This window comes from Arthrobacter sp. 01N444 (assembly GCF_056399305.1).
Map to the genome: position 1 here is coordinate 1 of NZ_JBFTRB010000012.1, position 18995 is coordinate 18995.

An 18995-nucleotide genomic window follows, 5' to 3' on the forward strand; every position below is an offset into this window, starting at 1 on the left:
CGGCGCGTTCGCTGACGGTCAGGACACAGGCGACCTCGGCCACCAGTGCCATCTCCTGTACGGCACGGTCCCGCGGTGACGGCGCCGGCGGCGCCAGGAACCTGGTTGCCTGCGCGTAGTCGGCGGTCAGCCGCACCCTCAACGCGGCCATCCGGGCCTCCATCCGGGCGACCTCGGCGAGCCCGTCCAGGCAACCGTCCGCCAGCCGCCGCAGCGGATCGCCGTCTCCCACCGGGTCGGCAGCAGGCGCATCGTCGCTAGCGGCCGATCCGGCCAAGGCAGCCAGCGCGGCAACCGAGGCGGCGACGGCTTCTATCGCCGTACCGCTCTCCGCGCTCAACGCTGTCCTGCTCTCCACACTCAGATCATCTCAGGTGCCACCGACAGAATAGCGACACGGCTGTCCTCGAGGGTGAGCATTAGCCTGAGGGACATCCCGCGACACCGGAGAGCCCTTAACGGCGGGAGCCGGAATCCTTAGCAGCCGGTCAGGTGCCGCTTGGGCCTGTCCTGACGGTAGAGGTAGCGGCCGGTTTCGCGGAACCCTGCCCGCGCGTACAGCTCACGGGCACCGGCGTTGGAGGCCATGACCAGCAGCCAGTACCCCGCCAGGCCGCGGGCCCCGCCCTCGTGCAGCAGCGCCCGGACCACCCGGCCGCCATAGCCCCGACGCCGTGCATCCGGACGCGTTGCCATGCAGTACAGCCCGCCCCACCCGGGCCCGGACGGGCCGGTGTTGGGCAAGGCGAGGCGTGCGACGGCGGCTGGCGCGCCGCCGTCGTCCCGCACCAGAGCGTACAGCGAGGGGCACCCTTCGAGAATGCCGCGGGCCACGGCGAGCTCGTCCGCTCCCCCGCGGCCGTCGACGCTCCACCACAGCTCCAGCCATTCCGCCGACGGCTCGGCCGAAATTTCCACGGCAGGTTCGGGGGCGCCGGGCCCGACGCCGGACTCAGCACCGGGAACATGGACCAGCACCAAGGTTTCGGACTGCCGGGTGAACCCTTCGGCGTCGAGCACCGCGTTGAGCGCCGCGTGGCGTGAGCCGTCAAAAATTTGGAAGATGAGCGGAAGCCGCCGGCTGCGGTACCAAAGCCGGGCGTCACGGACTGCGGCGAGCTGCCGGTGCGGATCCTCGCCGGGATCCATCAGCCAGACCGAGTTCGCCCGCTGGGTCACCCCTGACGCCGCCCGCAGCACCCACCCGCCGGATTCCTCGCGCTCCGCGGCAGGCCACGCTGCATCCATCAGCGTCTCCAGCCCGGGGACGGATCCAGGAATCATCCCGGGGCGCGGGTCCAGGTTCATCGGGCTACTCCGTCCGGGACGAATGCGGGCAACTAATGACAGACGGCAGGGACTCCCCGGTTGCCAGGGGAGCCCCTGCCGCTGAAGCTCGCAGGCTAGTCCCTGCCGTCTTCAGGCTTCTTGGGCTGCGGCTTGAAGTCGACGCCTGCTTCCTTGCGCTGCTGCGCCGTGATGGGAGCGGGAGCCTGGGTCAGCGGGTCGAAGCCGCCGCCGGACTTCGGGAACGCGATGACGTCGCGGATGGACTCCACACCGGCCAACAGGGCAACCACGCGGTCCCAGCCGAAGGCGATGCCGCCGTGCGGAGGGGCTCCGAACTTGAAGCCCTCCAGCAGGAAGCCGAACTTGGTCTGCGCGTCTTCCTTGTCCAGGCCCATGAGCTCGAAGACGCGTTCCTGGACGTCGCGCTCGTGGATACGGATCGAGCCGCCGCCAATTTCGTTGCCGTTGCAGACGATGTCGTAGGCGTAGGACAGCGCCGATTCGGGATCGGCGTCGAAGGAGTCCATGAACTCGGGCTTGGGCGAGGTGAAGGCGTGGTGGACGGCGGTCCACTTGCCTGCGCCGACGGCGACGTCGCCGGAGGCGACCGCAGCGGCGGCCGGCTCGAACATCGGTGCGTCCACGACCCAGCAGAAGGCCCAGTCAGCAGGGTTGATGAGCCCGGTGCGGTGGCCGATCTCGACGCGGGCAGCGCCGAGGAGCGCGCGGGACGGTGTCTTCTCGCCGGCTGCGAAGAAGATGCAGTCACCGGGCTTGGCGCCGACGGCGTCGGCGAGACCCGCCCGCTCGGTCTCGGTGAGGTTCTTGGCGACGGGACCGGCGAGTTCGCCATCCTCCTTGTACAGGACGTACGCCAGGCCCTTGGCGCCGCGCTGCTTGGCCCACTCCTGCCAGGCGTCGAGGGCCCGGCGGGCCTGGGAGGCGCCGCCGGGCATGACGACGGCGCCGACGTAGGGCGCCTTGAAGACACCAAAGTTGGTGTCCTTGAAGAATTCGGTCAGCTCGGTGAGTTCCTGGCCGAAGCGCAGGTCCGGCTTGTCCGAGCCGTAGCGGGCCATGGCGTCGTGGTAGGTGATGCGCTGGATCGGCGTCGGGATCTCGACGTCGATCAGCTTCCACAGGGCCTTGACGATGTTCTCGCCCAGACGGATGATGTCGTCCTGCTCCACGAAGCTGGCCTCGATGTCCAGCTGGGTGAATTCCGGCTGGCGGTCCGCGCGGAAGTCTTCATCGCGGTAGCAACGGGCGATCTGGTAGTACTTTTCGAAGCCGCCCACCTGAAGGAGCTGCTTGAACAGCTGCGGGGACTGCGGCAGCGCGTACCAGGAACCCGGCGCCAGGCGGGCGGGAACCACAAAGTCGCGGGCGCCTTCCGGCGTCGAACGGGTCAGCGTGGGGGTTTCGATCTCCACGTAGCCGTCCTGGTGGAGCAGTTCGCGGGCCACCCGGTTGGCTTCCGAACGCAGGCGCAGGTTACGGGCGGGGCCGGGGCGGCGCAGGTCCAGGTAGCGGTGCTTCAGGCGTGCTTCCTCGCCCACCTCAACGTGTTCGTCGATCTGGAACGGCAGCGGATCGGAGGTGTTGAGGATCGTGACCTTCTCGGCCATGACCTCGATCTCGCCGGTGGGAAGCGCCGGGTTCTCGTTGCCGTCGGGACGCTGGGAGACGGTGCCGACGATCTGCAGCACATACTCGTTGCGCAGTCCGTGGAAGACCTCTTCTTCACGGACCACAACCTGGGCGACGCCGGACGCGTCGCGCAGGTCAACGAATGCGACACCACCGTGGTCACGACGCCGGCCGACCCAGCCGGCGAGGGTTACGGTTTGTCCAATGTGCTCGGAGCGAAGTGATCCGAGGTCATGTGTGCGCAGCACAGCACGCCTTTCTGAAGAAGACAGAGGGAAAATCAAAAGCGATAACAAAACAATGACGTTCTAATAGGATCGCTACGGGAACGATCCCGTTCGAGTTTACCCGTTGGAAAGGCCCCTTTTGCCATGGCAACCCGGCGCAACGGAACCCAGCCCGGCGACCAGCCCCCCGGTCAGCACCGCGATCAGCCCGGCGGCCGCCCCGGCCCGCAGCGGCCACACCAGCGGCTGCAGCGCCGCCTCGGCGTGTTCGATTCCACGGCAATCGGCCTGGGTTCGATGCTGGGCGCCGGCGTGTTCGTCGTGTTCTCCCCCGCCGCAGCCCTGGCCGGGCCGCTGCTGACACTTGCCGTGGCCGTGGCCGGCGTCATCGCCTACTGCAATGCCGTCGCGTCGGCCCAGTTGGCGGCAAGGTACCCCGACAGCGGGGGAACTTACGTGTATGGGCGCCGGCAGCTCGGCCAGTGGCCGGGCTTCATTGCGGGCTGGGGTTTCATCACGGGCAAGACGGCGTCCTGCGCGGCGATGGCGCTGACGTTCGGGCACTACGTGGCGCCGGCCTATGCCACGCCGCTGGCGGTTGCCGGCGTCGTCGTCCTCACGGGAGTTAATCTGCTCGGCATCACGCGGACCGCACTGCTGACCAGGATCCTGCTGGCCGTCGTGTTGGCCACGCTCGTCTTCGTCGCCGTGGCCTCCCTGCTCGGTCCGCACCCGGCGGGCGCCCCCGCCGTGTCGGCGGCGCCGGCCTATCCCGCGCCGCCCTCCGGCGGCTGGGGCGTCCTTCCCGCCGCGGGGCTGATGTTCTTCGCCTTCGCGGGTTATGCGCGGATCGCCACCCTCGGCGAGGAGGTCAAGGATCCCGCCCGTACCATCCCGCGGGCCATCCTGGCCGCACTGGCCGGGGCCTTCGTGATCTACCTTGGCCTGGCCGCGCTGCTGCAGTGGCACCTGCCCCCGCAGCAGCTGGCGGGTTCGACGGCGCCGCTGCTGGACGCGGTGGCGGTCTCCCGCCTCGGCGCCGGCGTCCCGTTCGTCCAGGCCGGAGCGGCGGCGGCCTGCCTCGGCGCGCTGCTGGCCCTGATCACCGGGGTCGGCCGGACCACGTTGGCGATGGCGCGGGAACGGGACCTGCCCGCCCCGCTGGCCAAGGTGGGCCGCGCCCGCACCGTCCCGTTCACGGCGGAACTGGCCGTCGCGGCCGCCGTCGTGGTCCTGCTGCTGAGCACCGACGTGATGACCGTGGTCGGATTTTCCAGCTTCGGCGTGCTGGTCTATTACGCCGTGACCAACGCCGCGGCTTTCACGCTGGCCGGCCGCCCCTGGCATGCGCCGCGCTGGCTCAATCTGCTGGGCTTCCTCGGCTGCCTGGTCCTGGCCGTCACCCTGCCGCCGGCCTCCGTGCTGTTCATGGCGGCGGTGCTGGCGGCAGGGGTGGCCGGGCGGTTCCTGGTCCTGCTGGTGCGCAGGACGCGGGACACTAACGGGCCTGCCCGGAAGTCCTAGCCCGCGGCGACTACGCGCACGTGCAGGTCCTCCTCGGAGGGCGTCCACGAGTCCGGGTCGGCGTCGTACTGCTCGCCCGTGCGGATGTCTTTGACCTGGTGCTTGCCGTCGTCGTCAGTGAACCAGACAAACGGAATGCCGCGACGGTCGGCGAATTTGATCTGCTTGCCGAACTTCTCGGCCTTCGCGGCGACCTCCGTGGCGATGCCCCGGCTGCGCAGCTGCGCGGCGACATCCTGTGCGGCGGCCCAGCTGTCGTCGTTGTTGAGCGTCACCAGCACGGCGGTCGGCACGGAGCGGGTGGCTTTGGCCAGGTCCTGGCTCAGGATCCGCGACACCAGCCGGGTCACGCCGATCGAGAGGCCGACGCCGGGGAACTTGCGGTTGCCCTTGCTCGCCAGGGCGTCGTAGCGGCCGCCGGAGCAGATCGAGCCCAGCTGCTCGTGCCCCACCAGGACGGTTTCCACCACGGTGCCGGTGTAGTAATCGAGGCCGCGGGCGATGCTGAGATCGGCGACGACCCGTCCCGGCGCGTGCTGGACGGCGGCCGCAATGACCTGCTCCAGCTCGTTCAGGCCTTCCTCCAACAGCTCGTTGGTGACGCCCAGCGCCCGGACCTGCTCCACAAAGGACGTGTCCGTGGTGCGGATGCCCGCGAGCTTCAGGGCAGCCTGCGCCTGATCGTCAGTGGCGCCGAGTTCCTCCTTGAGCAACTCGGCCACCTTCGCCGGGCCGACCTTCTCGAGTTTGTCGATGCTGCGCAGGACGCCCGCGGTGTCCGTGAGGCCGATCCCGGTGTAGAAGCCCTCGGCCAGCTTGCGGTTGTTGATCCGCAGCAGGAAGTCGGGGATGGGCAGCGCGTTGAGCGCCTCGGCAATCACCAGCGCGATTTCAACGTCGTACCGGAACGGCAGTTCGCCGTCGCCGACGACGTCGATGTCCGCCTGGGTGAACTCGCGGGCCCGTCCCTCCTGGGGACGTTCGCCGCGCCAGACCTTCTGGATCTGGTAACGGCGGAACGGGAACGCCAGGTAGCCGGCGTTTTCCACGACATACCGGGCGAAGGGCACGGTGAGGTCGAAGTGCAGGGCAAGGGCATGCGGGTCAACCTTGGCCGCGGAGTCCTCATCGTCCTGGAGCCGGCTCAGGCCATAGACCTCTTTATCGATTTCCCCCTTGCGCAGCAACTGGCCCACCGTCTCCACGGCGCGGGTCTCGATCGAGGAGAAACCATGGAGCTCGAAGGTCCGGCGCAGCGTGTCCAGCACATGGAGTTCCACCAGCCGCTCCTCGGGAAGCCACTCGGGGAATCCTGACAGGGAGGCTGTGCGTGCCATGGTGAAATTTCTCCTCTGGTTACCACTGCGGTATCTCGTTGCTAGTGCAGTATCTTCGGGCGCGGGCGTCAGGCGGCATTCTCTCTGTCGAAACGTAACGAAGATAAGCGGCAGACCGGCCAGTCGTGCATAAACTGTGTGCGGCAGTCAGTTTATGCGTTCGGCGCCCGCTTCTTCCAACGGAGCCGGACCCGGTGGGACTGCCGGCAGCTTGCTACTGCTACCGCGACGGCGCCTACGGCCCCGTCATGGTGGCGGCCATACAACCAGGAGGACCTTTGGCGGCCAGTTCACGCAGCGCACGCGAGGCGAAGCGGCGCGTCCAGCAGATGGAGGCCAGGCGCGGCCTGCGCCGGGACCAGGACAAGCGCCGCAAGCGCGACAACGTCTTCGCCATCAGCGCCGGCACGGCCGCAATTGGCCTGGCCTTGGTGCTTCAGCTGACCGCCTTCGCCTCAAACCCGACCGAAGAGGAATTCGCGGCCGCGCAGGAGGGACTGAACAGCCCGTCGGCATCCGCCTCACCCACAGCGGCCCCGACGAACGGCGCGAACATCCCCAAGCCGGAGACTGCCGCGGGCAAGACGTTCACGGGCGAGCTCAAGCTGAACCGCGGTACGCTCGGCGTCGAACTCGACGGCACGAAGGCCCCCCAGGCCGCGGCGGTCTTCAAATCCCTTGCCGACCAAAAGTTCTACGACGGCGTCAGCTGCCACCGGCTGACCACGGCGGAGAACTTCGGCGTACTCCAGTGCGGTTCCAAGGCAGGTGACGGCAGCAGCGACCCGAGCTACACCTGGGGCCCGCTGGAAAACACCCCGACGGACAACAAGTACCCCGCCGGAACCATCGCAGTGGCCCGGACCGGCGGGAACGCCAACGGTAACGGCACCCAATTCTTCATTGTGTACAAGGACACCGTCATTCCAGCGGATGCCGCCGGGGGCTATACGGTGGTGGGCAAGGTGACCTCTGGACTCGACGTGGTGGGCGGTATTGCCGCTGCCGGACTGAAGCCCGGCGACAACGCCACCGACGGCGCACCTGCGGAACCAGTCACGATAGACTCGTTCTCACTGAAGTAACCAGCCGCGGCCCCCAAGGCCCTGGTCCCGGTATTTCCCTCCAAGCGAAAGACTTCTAGCGGTGACAGACAGTCAGAAATCCGACGAAACATTGGCAACAGCAGCTGCCAACGAAACCGAAACCGAGGCGACCCCCGCCGAGAGTGCAGGCGCTGCCGTAGACTCCGACGGCGAGACTGCGGCACCCGAGGCCCCAGCCGCGACCAGCGAGGAACCCGCCGAGGCACCCGAGGCCACTGTGCCCACCGTTCCGGCAGAACCTGCCGAGCCGGCGGAGACGGCCGAGCCTGTTGACCAAGCTGAAGCCACCGCCGCCCCGGTTCCGACGCCGGGTCCCGCGCCGGCCGCGCGTCCCGCGCCGAGCCCGGCAGCGTTTGCCGGCCGGCCGAAGGCCAAGCCGTCCGCGGCCGCACCGGCTCCGGCCCCGGCGGCCGTGTCCTCCGCAGCCTCACTGGCCGAAGCGGCCCGCTGGGGCCGTGTTGAAGGCGACGGCCACGTCTTCCTGACCGTTGACGGCACGGAATACCCCGTAGGCCAGTACCCGGGGGTCAGCGAGGACGAGGCCCTGGGCTACTTCGCCCGGAAGTTCGAGGACGTCGTGGCCCAGATCGTCCTGCTGGAACAGCGGGTGAGCTCCAAGGCGCCCACCGCGGACATGCAGAAGACCGTCACGCACCTGCGCGAGCAGCTCGCCGAGCGGAACATGGTGGGCGACATCCGCTCCGCCGAGGCCCGGCTGGACGCTCTGGTGACGCAGATTGGCGAGCTGGAAAAGGCTGAGAAGGCCGAGCACGACGCTGTCCGCGCCGCTGAGCTTGCCGCCCGCGAGGCCATCGTGGCCGAGGCCGAGGAAATTGCCGGCCACGATCCCGCGCAGATCCAGTGGAAGACCTCCAGCGCGCGGATGAACGAACTCTTCGAGAGCTGGAAGACCGCCCAGAAGAGCGGCGTCCGGCTCGGCCGCAGCAACGAGGACGCACTGTGGAAGCGGTTCCGCGCCGCCCGCACGGTGTTTGACCGGCACCGCCGCGCGTACTTCTCCCAGCTGGACAGCAACAACTCGGCGGCCAAGGCCGCAAAGGAGAAGCTGATCACCGAGGCCGAGGCCCTTTCCTCCTCGACCGACTGGGGTTTTGCCGCCGGCGAGTACCGCCGCCTGATGGATGAGTGGAAAGCCTCACCCCGCGCCAGCCGCAAGGACGACGACGCGCTGTGGGCCCGCTTCCGCGCCGCCCAGGACGTCTTCTTCACCAACCGCCAGGCAGCCAACGACGAGATCGACCAGGAGTACGGTGCGAACCTGGTGGTAAAGGAAGCGCTCCTGGTGGAAGCCAACGAGCTCCTGCCGATCAAGGATCTCGCGGCAGCCAAGAAGGCGCTGCAGTCCATCCGGGACCGCTGGGAAGAGGCCGGCAAGGTGCCGCGCGCCGACATGGGCCGCATCGAAGCCGGTCTGCGGAAGGTGGAGGACGCTGTCCGCCACGCCGAGGACGAAAACTGGAAGCGCTCCAACCCGGAGACGAAGGCGCGCACCAACAGCGCCCTCACCCAGCTCGAGGCCGCTATTGCCGGCCTCAAGGAAGATCTGGCCAAGGCGGAGAAGGCCGGCGACGAGCGCAAGATCAAGGCCGCCCGGGAAGCCCTCGAGGCACGCCAGGCCTGGCTGGAGCAGCTCGAACGCTCAGCGAGCGAACTCTCCTAGGCACGCGGCACCCCAGTACGAAGTACACCAGCAGGTCAGTCCAGGCCCCGTTTCGGTTATCCACATGACCGGTACGGGGCCTGTTCTATGTCCGGGGAACCGGGAACGATGGCGGAATGGTAGTCATGCCCCGCGCTCCCACCGCTCCGCCGGATCCGGGCCGGCACGCCCTGGTGCCGGGAGCTCCGGTGCCGGGGACTCCAAGTCCAGGTCCGGGGCCGGAACACTGCGAGCTCTACTCCCCCGGCGCGCTGTTCTCCTGGCCGGAGCTGCAGGCCATGGCCGCCGACGGCGTGCTGACCCAGCTGTATCAGCGCGGCTACCTGCCGCCCGGGTCCCATGCCAGTCCGCAGCTTCGCGCGCGGGCCGCGGCCCTGGTGGTGGCGCCGGCGATCCGGCAGCGGGTCGTGGCGGGCCGGATGACCGCGGCATGGATCTATGGGTGTGCCACGGAACCTGACCGCCTGGCGCTGCTGGTTGACGCCAACCGGCGGATTTCCAGTCTGCGGTCCGTGCGCGGCTGCACCTTCCACGAAGTTCGGCTGGGGCCGTTCGACGTCGTGAGCATGGGAGGCCTGATGGTGTCCAGCCCGCTGCGCACAGCGGTGGACGTGGCGATGCACGTGGACGCGGAGCGGGCCGTGCCGGCCCTCAGGGCGCTGTTGGCTCGTCCCGAGCTGGGCGTCCGCCTGCGGCTGGTCAGGCTCGCCGTGGAGGCGAGTCCGCGCGTTCCGCACAAGCGGGCGGCCCTGGCGAAGCTCGCCGCCCTCGAGGCAGAGCCGGCGGCGCCAGATTGATCCCGTCCAGTAAGCCTGGACCGAGGCCTGAACTGCCGGGTCAGCTGCGGCGGCGGTTTCCGGTGGTGCGGTACACGTCGAAGACGCCGTCGATCCTGCGGACCGCGCTGAGCACGTGGCTAAGGTATTTCGGGTCGCCCATCTCGAAGGCAAACTTGGAGATTGCCACCCGGTCCGTGGACGTGTGCACGCTCGCCGCCAGGATGTTGACGTGGTTTTCCGAGAGCACCCGGGTGACGTCGGAGAGCAACGATTTGCGGTCCAGCGCCTCGACCTGGATCTCCACCAGGAACACGCTGGACTGTGTGGGGGCCCAGTCCACCTCCACGATCCTGTCCGGCTGGTCCATCAGGCCGCTCACGTTGGTGCAGTCGGTCCGGTGCACGGAGACCCCGGAGCCACGAGTGACGAAGCCCAGGATCGGATCCGGCGGGACCGGCGTGCAGCACCGGGCGAGCTTGACCCAGACGTCGTCCACGCCGCGGACAACGACGCCGGAATCGGAGAACCGGGCCTTGCTCACCTGGGTGGGGATGGAGACCTCGGTGAGGGCATCGTCCGGGTGCTCATTCCCGCCCAGGCTCTCCACCAGGCGTTCCATCACGGACTGGGCGGAGGTATGGCCGTCGCCCACGCCGGCGTAGAGCCCGGAGATGTCAGCGTATTTGAAGTCCTCTGCGATCGCAGCGAGGGCGTCGTGGGTCATGAGCCGCTGCAGTGGAAGGTTTTGCTTCCGCATCGCTTTGGTCAGGAGGTCCTTGCCGCGGTCAATCGCTTCCTCGCGGCGTTCCTTGCTGAACCATTGCCTGATCTTGTTCCGGGCCCGGGCACTCTTGACGAAGTGCTGCCAGTCCTGGCTCGGGCCGGCGCCTTCGGCCTTCGAGGTGAAGATCTCGACCCAGTCGCCGTGGTTCAGTTCGCTGTTGAGAGGAACGAGCTTGCCGTTGACGCGTGCGCCGATAGTCCGGTGGCCCACCTCGGTGTGCACGGCGTACGCGAAGTCGACGGGGGTGGACCCGGCGGGGAGTGCCATGACCTCGCCCTTGGGGGTGAAGACGAACACTTCCCGGGCGTTGATTTCAAAGCGCAGGGAGTCAAGGAATTCGCCGGGGTCCGACGTTTCCTGCTGCCAGTCCACGAGGGAACGCAGCCAGCCCATGTCGCCGTCGCGCGGGCTGCCGGGGCCGGCCGCCGTCCGGTTCGGCTGGTCCTTGTACTTCCAGTGCGCGGCGACGCCGTACTCGGCCCGGCGGTGCATCTCGTGGGTGCGGATCTGGATTTCCACCGGCTTGCCGCCGGGACCGATCACCGTGGTGTGCAGCGACTGGTACATGTTGAACTTGGGCATCGCGATGTAGTCCTTGAACCGCCCGGGCAGGGGGTTCCAGCGCGAGTGCATCGCGCCCAGGGCCGCGTAACAGTCCCGGACAGAATCGACCAGGACGCGCACGCCCATGAGGTCGTTGATGTCGTCGAAGTCTTTGTCGCGGACGATCATCTTCTGATAGATCGAGTAGTAGTGCTTTGGCCGCCCGGTGATCGTGGCCTTGATCTTCGCGGCCCTGAGGTCCTCGGTGATCTGGTTGCGGATGACCGCCAGGTTCTTTTCGCGTTCCGGGGTCCGGTCCCCCACCATGCGCACGATTTCCTCGTACACCTTGGGATAGAGGGCAGCGAAGGACAGATCCTCCAGCTCCCACTTGATGGTATTCATGCCAAGCCGGTGGGCCAGCGGCGCGAAGATTTCCAGCGTCTCCCGGGCCTTGCGGGCCGAGGACTCAGCCGAGACAAAACGCCACGTGCGGGCATTGTGGAGCCGGTCGGCGAGTTTGATCATCAGGACGCGGATGTCCTTGGCCATCGCGACGACCATCTTGCGCACGGTCTCGGACTGGGCCGCCTCACCGAAGCTGACCTTGTCCAGCTTCGTGACGCCGTCCACCAGCATGGCCACTTCCGGACCGAACTCGGTCTTGAGGTCGGCGAGGGTGTAGGACGTGTCTTCGACGGTGTCGTGCAGCAGGGCCGCGGCCAGCGTGGTGCCGCTGAGGCCGAGTTCGGCGAGGATGGTGGCCACCGCGACGGGGTGGGTGATGTACGGGTCGCCGCTCTTGCGCTTCTGGCCCCGGTGGCAACGCTCGGCGACCACGAAGGCACGCTGGATGAGATCGAAATCCTCTTTGGGGTTGTTGGCGCGCACAGTGCGCAGCAACGGCTCCAAAATCGGCGAGTAGGCCGGAGTGCCACGGCCCGTCAGCCGGGCAAGGCGGGACCTCGTGCGCTCACGCCGGCCGGGAAAAGTGGGCCGGGCACCGGAGTTGTCCACCGGCACGGGAACATCGGGGCGTCCGGGAACCACCAGGCCAGTCTGTGAACCCTGGCCTTGGCCCTTGTCCGCAGGTGCCTCCGGCACCGGCGTCGAACGTTCTTCCAATGGAGCACCTCTCGCGACCGGTTAATTATTCAAGTGTATTCCCGCAGCAGGATACTTCGATAACCGGCGGGGATACGGCGACGGGCCGGAGGCCGTCGAAAACGACGGTCTCCGGCCCGTTTGTGGCCGCTGGGGACGGTTCAGGCCGTGGCGGGCGACGCCGGCGACTCGGCCTTGGCTGCCGCGTCAGCACGCCTCTGTTCCACCCGTTTGGCCTGCTTGACCAGGTCGGGTTCGCCCTGCCGCAGCGCGGCGTAAAGCGGAGCCGCGATGAAGATCGTGGCGGCAGTGCCCACCAGGATGCCGACGAACAGCGCCAGGGACAGGTCCCGCAGCGTTCCGGCACCGAGCAGCCCGGCCCCGATGAAGAGGATCGCACCGACCGGCAGGATGGCCACCACCATGGTGTTGATGGACCGGACCAGGGTCTGGTTGATGGCGAGGTTGACCTCTTCGGCGAAGGTCCGCCGGGTGGAGGCCTGCATGTCCGAGGTGTTCTCCCGGATCTTGTCGAACACCACCACGGTGTCGTACAGCGAGTAGCTGAGCACCGTGAGGAAGCCGATGATGGCCGACGGCGTTACTTCGAAGTCGCTGAGGCCGTAAACACCGGCGGTCACGAACATCGTGACCGCCATGCCGACAAGTGCCGAGAGCGACATCTTCCAGGTCCGGAAGTAGAGCGCCATCAGGACGGCGGCCAGGCCCACAAAGATTGCCAGGCCCATCAGCGCCTGCTTCGTGACGTCCGCACCCCAGGTGGGGCCGACGAAGGTCGAGGTGACTTCGTTATCGGTCACGCCGTAGGCCTTGGTGAGGCCTTCCTTAATCTGCAGCGTCTCGTCGTCGGAGAGCTTGTCCGTCTGGATGCGCATGGTGGTACCCGCGACGTTAGCCACGCGCGGCACGGATCCCGACACGACGTCCTTGACGGCCTTCTCGCCGAGGGAGGCCTCGGTGGTCTTGACGTTGGAGACCGTGAACTCGGAGCCGCCGCGGAACTCGATGCCGAGGTTGAACCCACCCTTGGCGACCGGGATCAGGATGGAGAGGGCGACGGCGATCCCGGCAATCAGGAACCACAGCTTCCTGTAGCCGACGAAGTCGTACGAGCGCTTGCCCGTGTACAGCTCATTGCCGAATGTTGAGAAGTTGACCATTTACTTGCCCTCCTTGGACGCGCTCTTGGAGGTACCGGCGAGCTGTGCCTGTTGTGCCTGCTCCTGCTTTTCGGCGAGGCGGCGTTCTGCAATGGTCATCCGGCGTTCTGCCTCGGCGGCGGCGCCGGTGTTCTTCGCGCGCACCACTGCCACGGGCTTGTCCTCCGGGGTCCGGACCCGGCCGGCACCGCGGTACAGCGGGACGGCGCCGAGGCGCTTCGGGTCCAGGCCCGAGAACCGGTGGCCTTCGCCGAAGAACTTGGTCCGGGCCAGCAGCTGCAGGGTGGGGTGGGTGAACATGAAGACGACGATGAGGTCGGCGATCGCGGTGAGGCCGAGGGTGAACGCGAAGCCGCGGACGTTGCCCACTGCCACGAAGAACAGCACGACGGCGGCGAGAAGGTTCACGGCCTTGGACGCGAGGATGGTGCGCTTGGCCCGCTTCCAGCCGTTTTCGACGGCCGAGACCAGGCCGCGGCCTTCGCGGAGCTCATCGCGGATGCGTTCGAAGTAGACGATGAACGAGTCGGCTGTCTGGCCGATGGCCACGATCAGGCCCGCGACGCCGGCGAGCGAAAGCCGGTAGTTTTCGGTCCAGCCGAGGATGGCGATGGCCAAGAACGTCAGCACCCCGGCGATCACGAGGGATGCCACGGTCACGAGGCCAAGGGCCCGGTACTGGAACAGCGAGTAGACAAACACCAACAGGAGGCCGATCACGCCGGCGAGCATACCCATGCGGAGCTGCTCACCGCCGAGGGTTGCCGAGATCTGCTGTTCGCTCTGGATTTCGAAGCTGATCGGCAGGGCACCGAAACGGAGCTGGTCGGAGAGGGCCTTGGCCGACTCCTCGGTGAATCCGCCGGTGATCTGCGGCCGGCCGTCGGTGATGACGGCGAGGGAGCGCGGGGCGGAGATGACCTGGTCGTCCAGGACGATTGCGAACTGGGATTTCGGATCCGAGCCGGTCTGGCCGCCGCCGGCGGCGTAGAACTGGTACAGGCGCTCGGTGATTTCCTTGAACTTGGTGGTGCCCGCGTCATCGAACTGGATGTTGACGGCCCATTCATTGGTCACGGCACCCTGGGCGCCGCGCTGCAGCTGGAACGAGGAGGACTTGATGTTCGAGCCCTTCACCTCCACCGGACCGAGGATGTACTTGATGGCCGGCGACTTGGCCGAGGCCGGCTCGCAGGTCACCAGCGGCTTGGTCGGGTCGGAGCGCTGCTGCTTGTCCTGGGAGGGGTTGTCGCAGTCGAGGGCCTCGAACTGCTTGTAGACCTCGGGGGTAATCCAGTTCTCATCGCTGCTGTTGGCGGGCGCGGCTGTCGGCTTCGGCAGCTGGGCATCCGGGGTCCTGGAGGCGGCGGGGACCGCTGCGCCGGGGCCGGTCTGGATGACCGGGCGGAAGTTCATGTCGGCGGAAGCCTGGATCAGCGCACGGGTTTCCTTGGCAGGGGTTCCCGGGAGGCTGACGACGACGTTGCGGCCGGACTGCGTGCTGATTTCCGCTTCCGCAACGCCCGAGCCGTCCACGCGCTGGCGAATGATCGCCACGGCTTGGTTGAGCTGGTCTTCGGTGATACCCGAACCGCCCTCAACCTTGGGCGCCAGGATCATCTGGGTGCCACCTTCAAGGTCCAGTGCGAGCTTTGGAGCCCAGCCCGCCTGGCCGGCCATCGTGCCGCCCGCCAGGACAGCCGTCATGGCGGCGATGATTACGCCAAGCCAGACCAGCATCCTGATGGCTGAGTTTTTGGGGCCAGTTCGTGCCATTGTCGATCTTTCTATTATTTACGGCGGATCCGCCGGCGCGGGCTCTGGGCCCCGCCGACGGATGCCCGCAACCGTTGCTTCGCGGGATAGCTCAGGTAGGCAGACTAGCTGTCTTTTTTGCCTTCGTCGTTGAGGCGGCGCAGGGTTTCCTCGGGCGTTTCGGTGCGCGGCGCGTCGTGGACGGGGGCGCTGGCGTCGGTCCCCTCAGCACCCAGCTTCTCGGTGGTCAGCGAGGACGCGTCGTCGGGAACGACCGTGGGCTCCTCGGCGGCGACAACCGGCTCCACAATTTTGGTGACGGCCTGGCGGTGCACCGTGGCCGTGTTGCCCGGGGAAAGCTCAAGCGTGACCTTGTTCTCCGCTTCGTCAATGTCGACGATCCGGCCGAACAGCCCGAAACTCGTCATGACCTCGACGCCCGGGCCGAACTTCGACTGGAGCTGCGCCTGCTGCTGCTGCGTTTTCTTGTTGCGGCGGAACATCATGAAGACGAACACGCCAAGCATCACGAACAGGAGAATTGTCATTAGATCCAAGGGGAAAGTTCCGTTCTGTACTTGCATAGCTGTTTTTCAGCAACGTCCGTTTGCTCCTGACGGCGCGGGCAGGGGTCTGCGCAGCAAACTGGCCGCGAGACCGTCCCCCAGACCGCCGGCGGCTACCTGCTCTCCGCCCACGGAAACAAAACCCGGACGTGCCGAGCGTCATACCAGTCTAAAGGGAAAAGCTGAAAGAACGGTGCTAGCGGCTGTTTCGGATCCACTGAGGATCGGTTTCTTCGCCGAGATCCCCAGCGGACCCGCCGATCGGGCTCTCGCCCGGCTCGTCGGCCTGGAACAGTTCCAGCGGGTCCTGGCCGAAGGCGCCGGCCGGAATGGCGAAGCCCAGGTGCGTCCATGCCGGCGCCAGGGCTATCCGGCCGCGCGGCGTCCGGCCCAGGAGTCCTTCGCGCACCAGATAGGGCTCGGCGACCGTTTCCACGGTCTCCGTTTCCTCGCCGACGGCGATCGCGAGCGTGGACAGGCCTACCGGGCCGCCGCCGAACTTGGTGATGAGGGCCTCGAGAACGGCACGGTCCAGCCGGTCCAGGCCCCGCTTGTCCACCTCATACATGTCCAGGGCCGCGGAGGCCGCCCGCGCGTCGATTTGCTCGATGCCGTGCACGAGCGCCCAGTCCCGGACCCGGCGCAGGAGCCGGTTGGCGATGCGCGGCGTGCCTCGGGACCGGCCGGCAATCTCGCTGAATCCGGCGGAGTTGACCTTCAGGTCCAGCAGGCCGGCGGAGCGGCGCAGGACCAGTTCCAGCTCCTCGACGGAGTAAAACTCGAGGTGGCCGGTGAAACCGAACCGGTCCCGCAGCGGGCCGGGAAGGAGGCCGGCCCGCGTGGTGGCGCCGACGAGCGTGAAGGGCGGCAGCTCCAGCGGAATGGCCGTGGCGCCGGCGCCCTTGCCGACGACGATATCGACGCGGAAATCTTCCATCGCCATGTACAGCATTTCCTCGGCCGGCCGGGACATGCGGTGGATTTCATCCAGGAACAGGACCTCGCCCTCAGAGAGTGAGGACAGGATGGCCGCAAGGTCGCCCGCGTGTTGGATGGCCGGGCCGCTGCTGATCCGCAGCGGAACGTTCATTTCGGCGGCGATGATCATGGACAGTGTGGTCTTGCCCAGGCCGGGAGGGCCCGAGAGCAGCACGTGGTCCGCGCTGCGCCCACGCATGCGCGAGGCCTCCAACACGAGGGAGAGCTGCTTGCGGACCCGGTGCTGGCCCACGAAGTCGTGCAGGTTCTTGGGCCGCAGGGCGGCTTCGATGACCCGCTCCTCCGGTTCCTCTCCCCCGGCGACGATCGACGGCTCAGCCACGCGCGCCTACCCGGTTCCCGGCGCGGGCGCCGTCCTGGCCCAGCCAGCGCAGCGTCGCGCGGAGAATCTCCGCCACATTGCCGTTCGCCGCGAGGTCCGGGGAATCGGCAAGGGACTTGTCGATGCTGGCCGTGGCATCCTTTTCGGACCAGCCCAGGCTGGTCATCGCGGCCACCACCTGCGGCTTCCAGACGGATTCGGCGGACACGGCCGCGACAGGCGCGCCGGCGGTGCCGTGCGGCACAAGCTTGCCGGCTAGTTCGAGCACGATCCGGCCGGCCACCTTCGGTCCGATGCCGGGGACCTTCGTGAAGGCCTTGCCGTCGCCGGAGTGGGCGGCCACCCGGATGGCTTCGGGCTCGTGGACGGTCAGCACCGCCAGTGCGAGGCGGGGACCGACTCCGCTGACGCTGAGGAGCACATCAAACACCTCGCGTTCGTCATCGCTGGCGAAGCCGAACAGGGTCAGCGAGTCTTCCCGCACGATCAGGGACGTGAATAGCTTTCCCTCCTCACCCACCCGGAGGCCGCTGAGGGTCTGCGGTGTGGCGTTGACGCTCATGCCGGCGCCGTTGAGGTCGATCACGGCGGAGGACAGGCCAACATGCGCAACGGTTCCACGAAGAAAACTGATCAAGGCCGGGCTCCTGGTCTAACTGGCGTCTACAACTGGGTGATGAAAGAACGTACAGCCGGGCACGCCGGCTATCCGAACATATCTACGAATACCCTACCAAGCCCCGCGGCGTCACAGCCGGACATTCAGCGCGCACGGCGCGCTTTTGCCTCCGCGTCCGCCCACGCCCGCTGCGCCGGAGTGAGGGACTGGCTGCCCGGCCCAGTCGTGGCTACGGCGGCCCCGCTGCCGGCCCGCCAAGCGTGGGTGATGGCCAACGCAAGGGCGTCGGCGGCGTCGGCAGGGCGCGGAGGCGCGTCCAGCCGGAGGATCTTGGTCACCAGCTTGGTGACCGCATCCTTGTTCGAGGTCCCGCTTCCCGTCACGGCTGCCTTGACCTCGGACGGGGTGTGCAGAGCCACCGGGATGCCACGGCGCGCGGCGGCCGCAATGACCACACCGGAGGCCTGCGCCACCCCCATGACCGTGCTGACGTTGAGCTGGGAAAAGACCCGCTCCACGGCGAGGACCTGGGGTTCGTAGCGGTCCAGCCACTCGTCGATGGACGTGGCGATGACCAGCAGCCGCTGGTCCAGGCTCTCCTCGGGTGAGGTGCCCACAACGCCGAAGGCCACCAAAGTGGCCCGCCGGTTCCGCTCGACGTCGACAACGCCGATCCCGCAACGGGTGAGGCCTGGGTCGACCCCCAACACGCGCAGCGTCACGGTTGGGCCGTCAAGACCGGGCCCCAAAAGTCACGTTTGGGTGAGCGGGTCACTCGGCTTCCAGTGCGGCCTGCACTTCGTCGCTGAGGTCGGCGTTGCTGTACACGTTCTGGACGTCGTCGAGCTCTTCCAGGGCGTCCACCAGCTTCATGAACTTCTTGGCGGCATCAAGGTCCAGCGGCACCTGCATGGACGGCACAAACTCGGCCTCGTCGGTGTCGTACTCAATGCCGGCTTCCGTGAGGGCATCGCGGATGGCCTGGAGGTCGGTCGGCTCGGAGTGGATCTCGAAGCTGTCGCCGTTGTCCTTGACTTCCTCGGCCCCGGCATCCAGCACGGCCATCAGGACGTCGTCCTCGGCCAGGCCGTTCTTCGGCAGCGAGACGACGCCCTTGCGGGAGAAGAGGTAGCTGACGGAGCCGGGATCGGCGATCGTGCCGCCGTTGCGGGAGATGGCGAGCCGGACCTCGGAGGCGGCACGGTTCTTGTTGTCCGTGAGGCACTCGATCAGCAGCGCGGAACCCTGCGGGCCGCGGCACTCGTACATGATTTCGGTGTAATCGACGACCTCGCCGGTGAGCCCGGCGCCGCGCTTGATGGCGCGGTCGATATTGTCAGCGGGCACCGACGTCTTTTTCGCCTTGGTGACGGCCAGTTCCAAGCTGGGGTTGCCGGAGAGGTCGGGGCCGCCCATGCGCGCGGCGACTTCGATGTTCTTGATCAGCTTGGCGAACGACTTGGCCCGGCGGCTGTCAAGGATGGCCTTCTTATGCTTGGTCGTCGCCCATTTGGAGTGGCCTGACATG

General features: G+C 67.5%; 15 protein-coding genes and 1 pseudogene. 4 read left to right on the forward strand and 12 right to left on the reverse strand.

The genetic code is table 11. The annotated features are described in order from the left end of the window. The 3 genes and pseudogenes from AC1DKN_RS13970 to aspS all read right to left on the reverse strand — a co-directional run. Nucleotides 1-358, reverse strand: a pseudogene (locus AC1DKN_RS13970) (HNH endonuclease signature motif containing protein); the annotation flags it as partial. 119 nt (nucleotides 359-477) lie between these two features. Further along, nucleotides 478-1308: a GNAT family N-acetyltransferase gene (locus tag AC1DKN_RS13975; RefSeq protein ID WP_476871600.1), complete on the reverse strand. Its 831-nt coding sequence runs from the start codon at nucleotides 1306-1308 to the stop codon at nucleotides 478-480. A gap of 95 nt (nucleotides 1309-1403) precedes the next feature. Continuing rightward, on the reverse strand, nucleotides 1404-3188 hold the full coding sequence (gene aspS / locus AC1DKN_RS13980; protein ID WP_476849310.1) for an aspartate--tRNA ligase: 1785 nt from the start codon (nucleotides 3186-3188) through the stop codon (nucleotides 1404-1406). A 123-nt stretch (nucleotides 3189-3311) separates the two neighbouring features. Here aspS and AC1DKN_RS13985 point away from each other — a divergent pair, with 123 nt between their 5' ends. Beyond that, entirely contained in the window at nucleotides 3312-4691 is a 1380-nt protein-coding gene (locus AC1DKN_RS13985) for an APC family permease (protein ID WP_476871601.1), read from the forward strand. Here AC1DKN_RS13985 and hisS read toward each other — a convergent pair. Next, entirely contained in the window at nucleotides 4688-6028 is a 1341-nt protein-coding gene (gene hisS, locus AC1DKN_RS13990; protein WP_476849312.1) for a histidine--tRNA ligase, read from the reverse strand. The two genes, AC1DKN_RS13985 and hisS, sit on opposite strands and share 4 nt — an antisense overlap. A gap of 278 nt (nucleotides 6029-6306) precedes the next feature. Here hisS and AC1DKN_RS13995 point away from each other — a divergent pair, with 278 nt between their 5' ends. The 3 genes from AC1DKN_RS13995 to AC1DKN_RS14005 all read left to right on the forward strand — a co-directional run bounded on the left by AC1DKN_RS13995 (nucleotide 6307) and on the right by AC1DKN_RS14005 (nucleotide 9612). Next, complete coding sequence (locus AC1DKN_RS13995) at nucleotides 6307-7113, forward strand: peptidylprolyl isomerase (protein WP_476849313.1); 807 nt, start codon at nucleotides 6307-6309, stop codon at nucleotides 7111-7113. 61 nt (nucleotides 7114-7174) lie between these two features. After that, entirely contained in the window at nucleotides 7175-8815 is a 1641-nt protein-coding gene (locus AC1DKN_RS14000) for a DUF349 domain-containing protein (protein WP_476871602.1), read from the forward strand. A gap of 116 nt (nucleotides 8816-8931) precedes the next feature. Beyond that, entirely contained in the window at nucleotides 8932-9612 is a 681-nt protein-coding gene (locus AC1DKN_RS14005) for a hypothetical protein (protein ID WP_476871603.1), read from the forward strand. Between the two features lie 40 nt (nucleotides 9613-9652). Here the strand turns inward: AC1DKN_RS14005 and AC1DKN_RS14010 are convergent, their stop codons facing one another. The 8 genes from AC1DKN_RS14010 to AC1DKN_RS14045 form a co-directional block, all read right to left on the reverse strand. Further along, complete coding sequence (locus tag AC1DKN_RS14010; RefSeq protein ID WP_476849343.1) at nucleotides 9653-11971, reverse strand: RelA/SpoT family protein; 2319 nt, start codon at nucleotides 11969-11971, stop codon at nucleotides 9653-9655. Between the two features lie 215 nt (nucleotides 11972-12186). Beyond that, nucleotides 12187-13206: a protein translocase subunit SecF gene (secF, locus tag AC1DKN_RS14015; protein ID WP_230008622.1), complete on the reverse strand. Its 1020-nt coding sequence runs from the start codon at nucleotides 13204-13206 to the stop codon at nucleotides 12187-12189. Beyond that, nucleotides 13207-14982 (reverse strand): protein translocase subunit SecD, encoded by a 1776-nt coding sequence (gene secD / locus AC1DKN_RS14020; RefSeq protein WP_476858410.1) that lies wholly within the window; start codon nucleotides 14980-14982, stop codon nucleotides 13207-13209. It lies immediately after the preceding gene. Between the two features lie 104 nt (nucleotides 14983-15086). Next, on the reverse strand, nucleotides 15087-15509 hold the full coding sequence (gene yajC, locus AC1DKN_RS14025) for a preprotein translocase subunit YajC (protein ID WP_476849317.1): 423 nt from the start codon (nucleotides 15507-15509) through the stop codon (nucleotides 15087-15089). A gap of 214 nt (nucleotides 15510-15723) precedes the next feature. Then, nucleotides 15724-16848, reverse strand: a complete 1125-nt coding sequence (ruvB, locus tag AC1DKN_RS14030; protein ID WP_476871604.1) for a Holliday junction branch migration DNA helicase RuvB — start codon at nucleotides 16846-16848, stop codon at nucleotides 15724-15726. Beyond that, on the reverse strand, nucleotides 16841-17485 hold the full coding sequence (gene ruvA, locus AC1DKN_RS14035; protein ID WP_476871605.1) for a Holliday junction branch migration protein RuvA: 645 nt from the start codon (nucleotides 17483-17485) through the stop codon (nucleotides 16841-16843). The genes ruvB and ruvA overlap by 8 nt, the downstream gene beginning before the upstream one ends. Before the next feature lie 125 nt (nucleotides 17486-17610). Continuing rightward, nucleotides 17611-18189: a crossover junction endodeoxyribonuclease RuvC gene (ruvC, locus tag AC1DKN_RS14040; RefSeq protein WP_079554348.1), complete on the reverse strand. Its 579-nt coding sequence runs from the start codon at nucleotides 18187-18189 to the stop codon at nucleotides 17611-17613. 49 nt (nucleotides 18190-18238) lie between these two features. Beyond that, nucleotides 18239-18994, reverse strand: a complete 756-nt coding sequence (locus AC1DKN_RS14045) for a YebC/PmpR family DNA-binding transcriptional regulator (RefSeq protein WP_223916716.1) — start codon at nucleotides 18992-18994, stop codon at nucleotides 18239-18241. Between the last annotated feature and the right edge of the window lies 1 nt (nucleotide 18995).

Excerpts from the sequence above, each read along its gene's own strand:
- AC1DKN_RS13975 (WP_476871600.1), bottom strand. The coding sequence starts at position 1,308 with ATGAACCTGGACCCGCGCCCCGGGATGATTCCTGGATCCGTCCCCGGG.
- AC1DKN_RS13985 (WP_476871601.1), top strand. The coding sequence starts at position 3,312 with ATGGCAACCCGGCGCAACGGAACCCAGCCCGGCGACCAGCCCCCCGGT.
- hisS (WP_476849312.1), bottom strand. The coding sequence starts at position 6,028 with ATGGCACGCACAGCCTCCCTGTCAGGATTCCCCGAGTGGCTTCCCGAG.
- AC1DKN_RS14005 (WP_476871603.1), top strand. The coding sequence starts at position 8,932 with ATGGTAGTCATGCCCCGCGCTCCCACCGCTCCGCCGGATCCGGGCCGG.
- secF (WP_230008622.1), bottom strand. The coding sequence starts at position 13,206 with ATGGTCAACTTCTCAACATTCGGCAATGAGCTGTACACGGGCAAGCGC.
- secD (WP_476858410.1), bottom strand. The coding sequence starts at position 14,982 with ATGGCACGAACTGGCCCCAAAAACTCAGCCATCAGGATGCTGGTCTGG.
- yajC (WP_476849317.1), bottom strand. The coding sequence starts at position 15,509 with ATGACAATTCTCCTGTTCGTGATGCTTGGCGTGTTCGTCTTCATGATG.
- AC1DKN_RS14045 (WP_223916716.1), bottom strand. The coding sequence starts at position 18,994 with ATGTCAGGCCACTCCAAATGGGCGACGACCAAGCATAAGAAGGCCATC.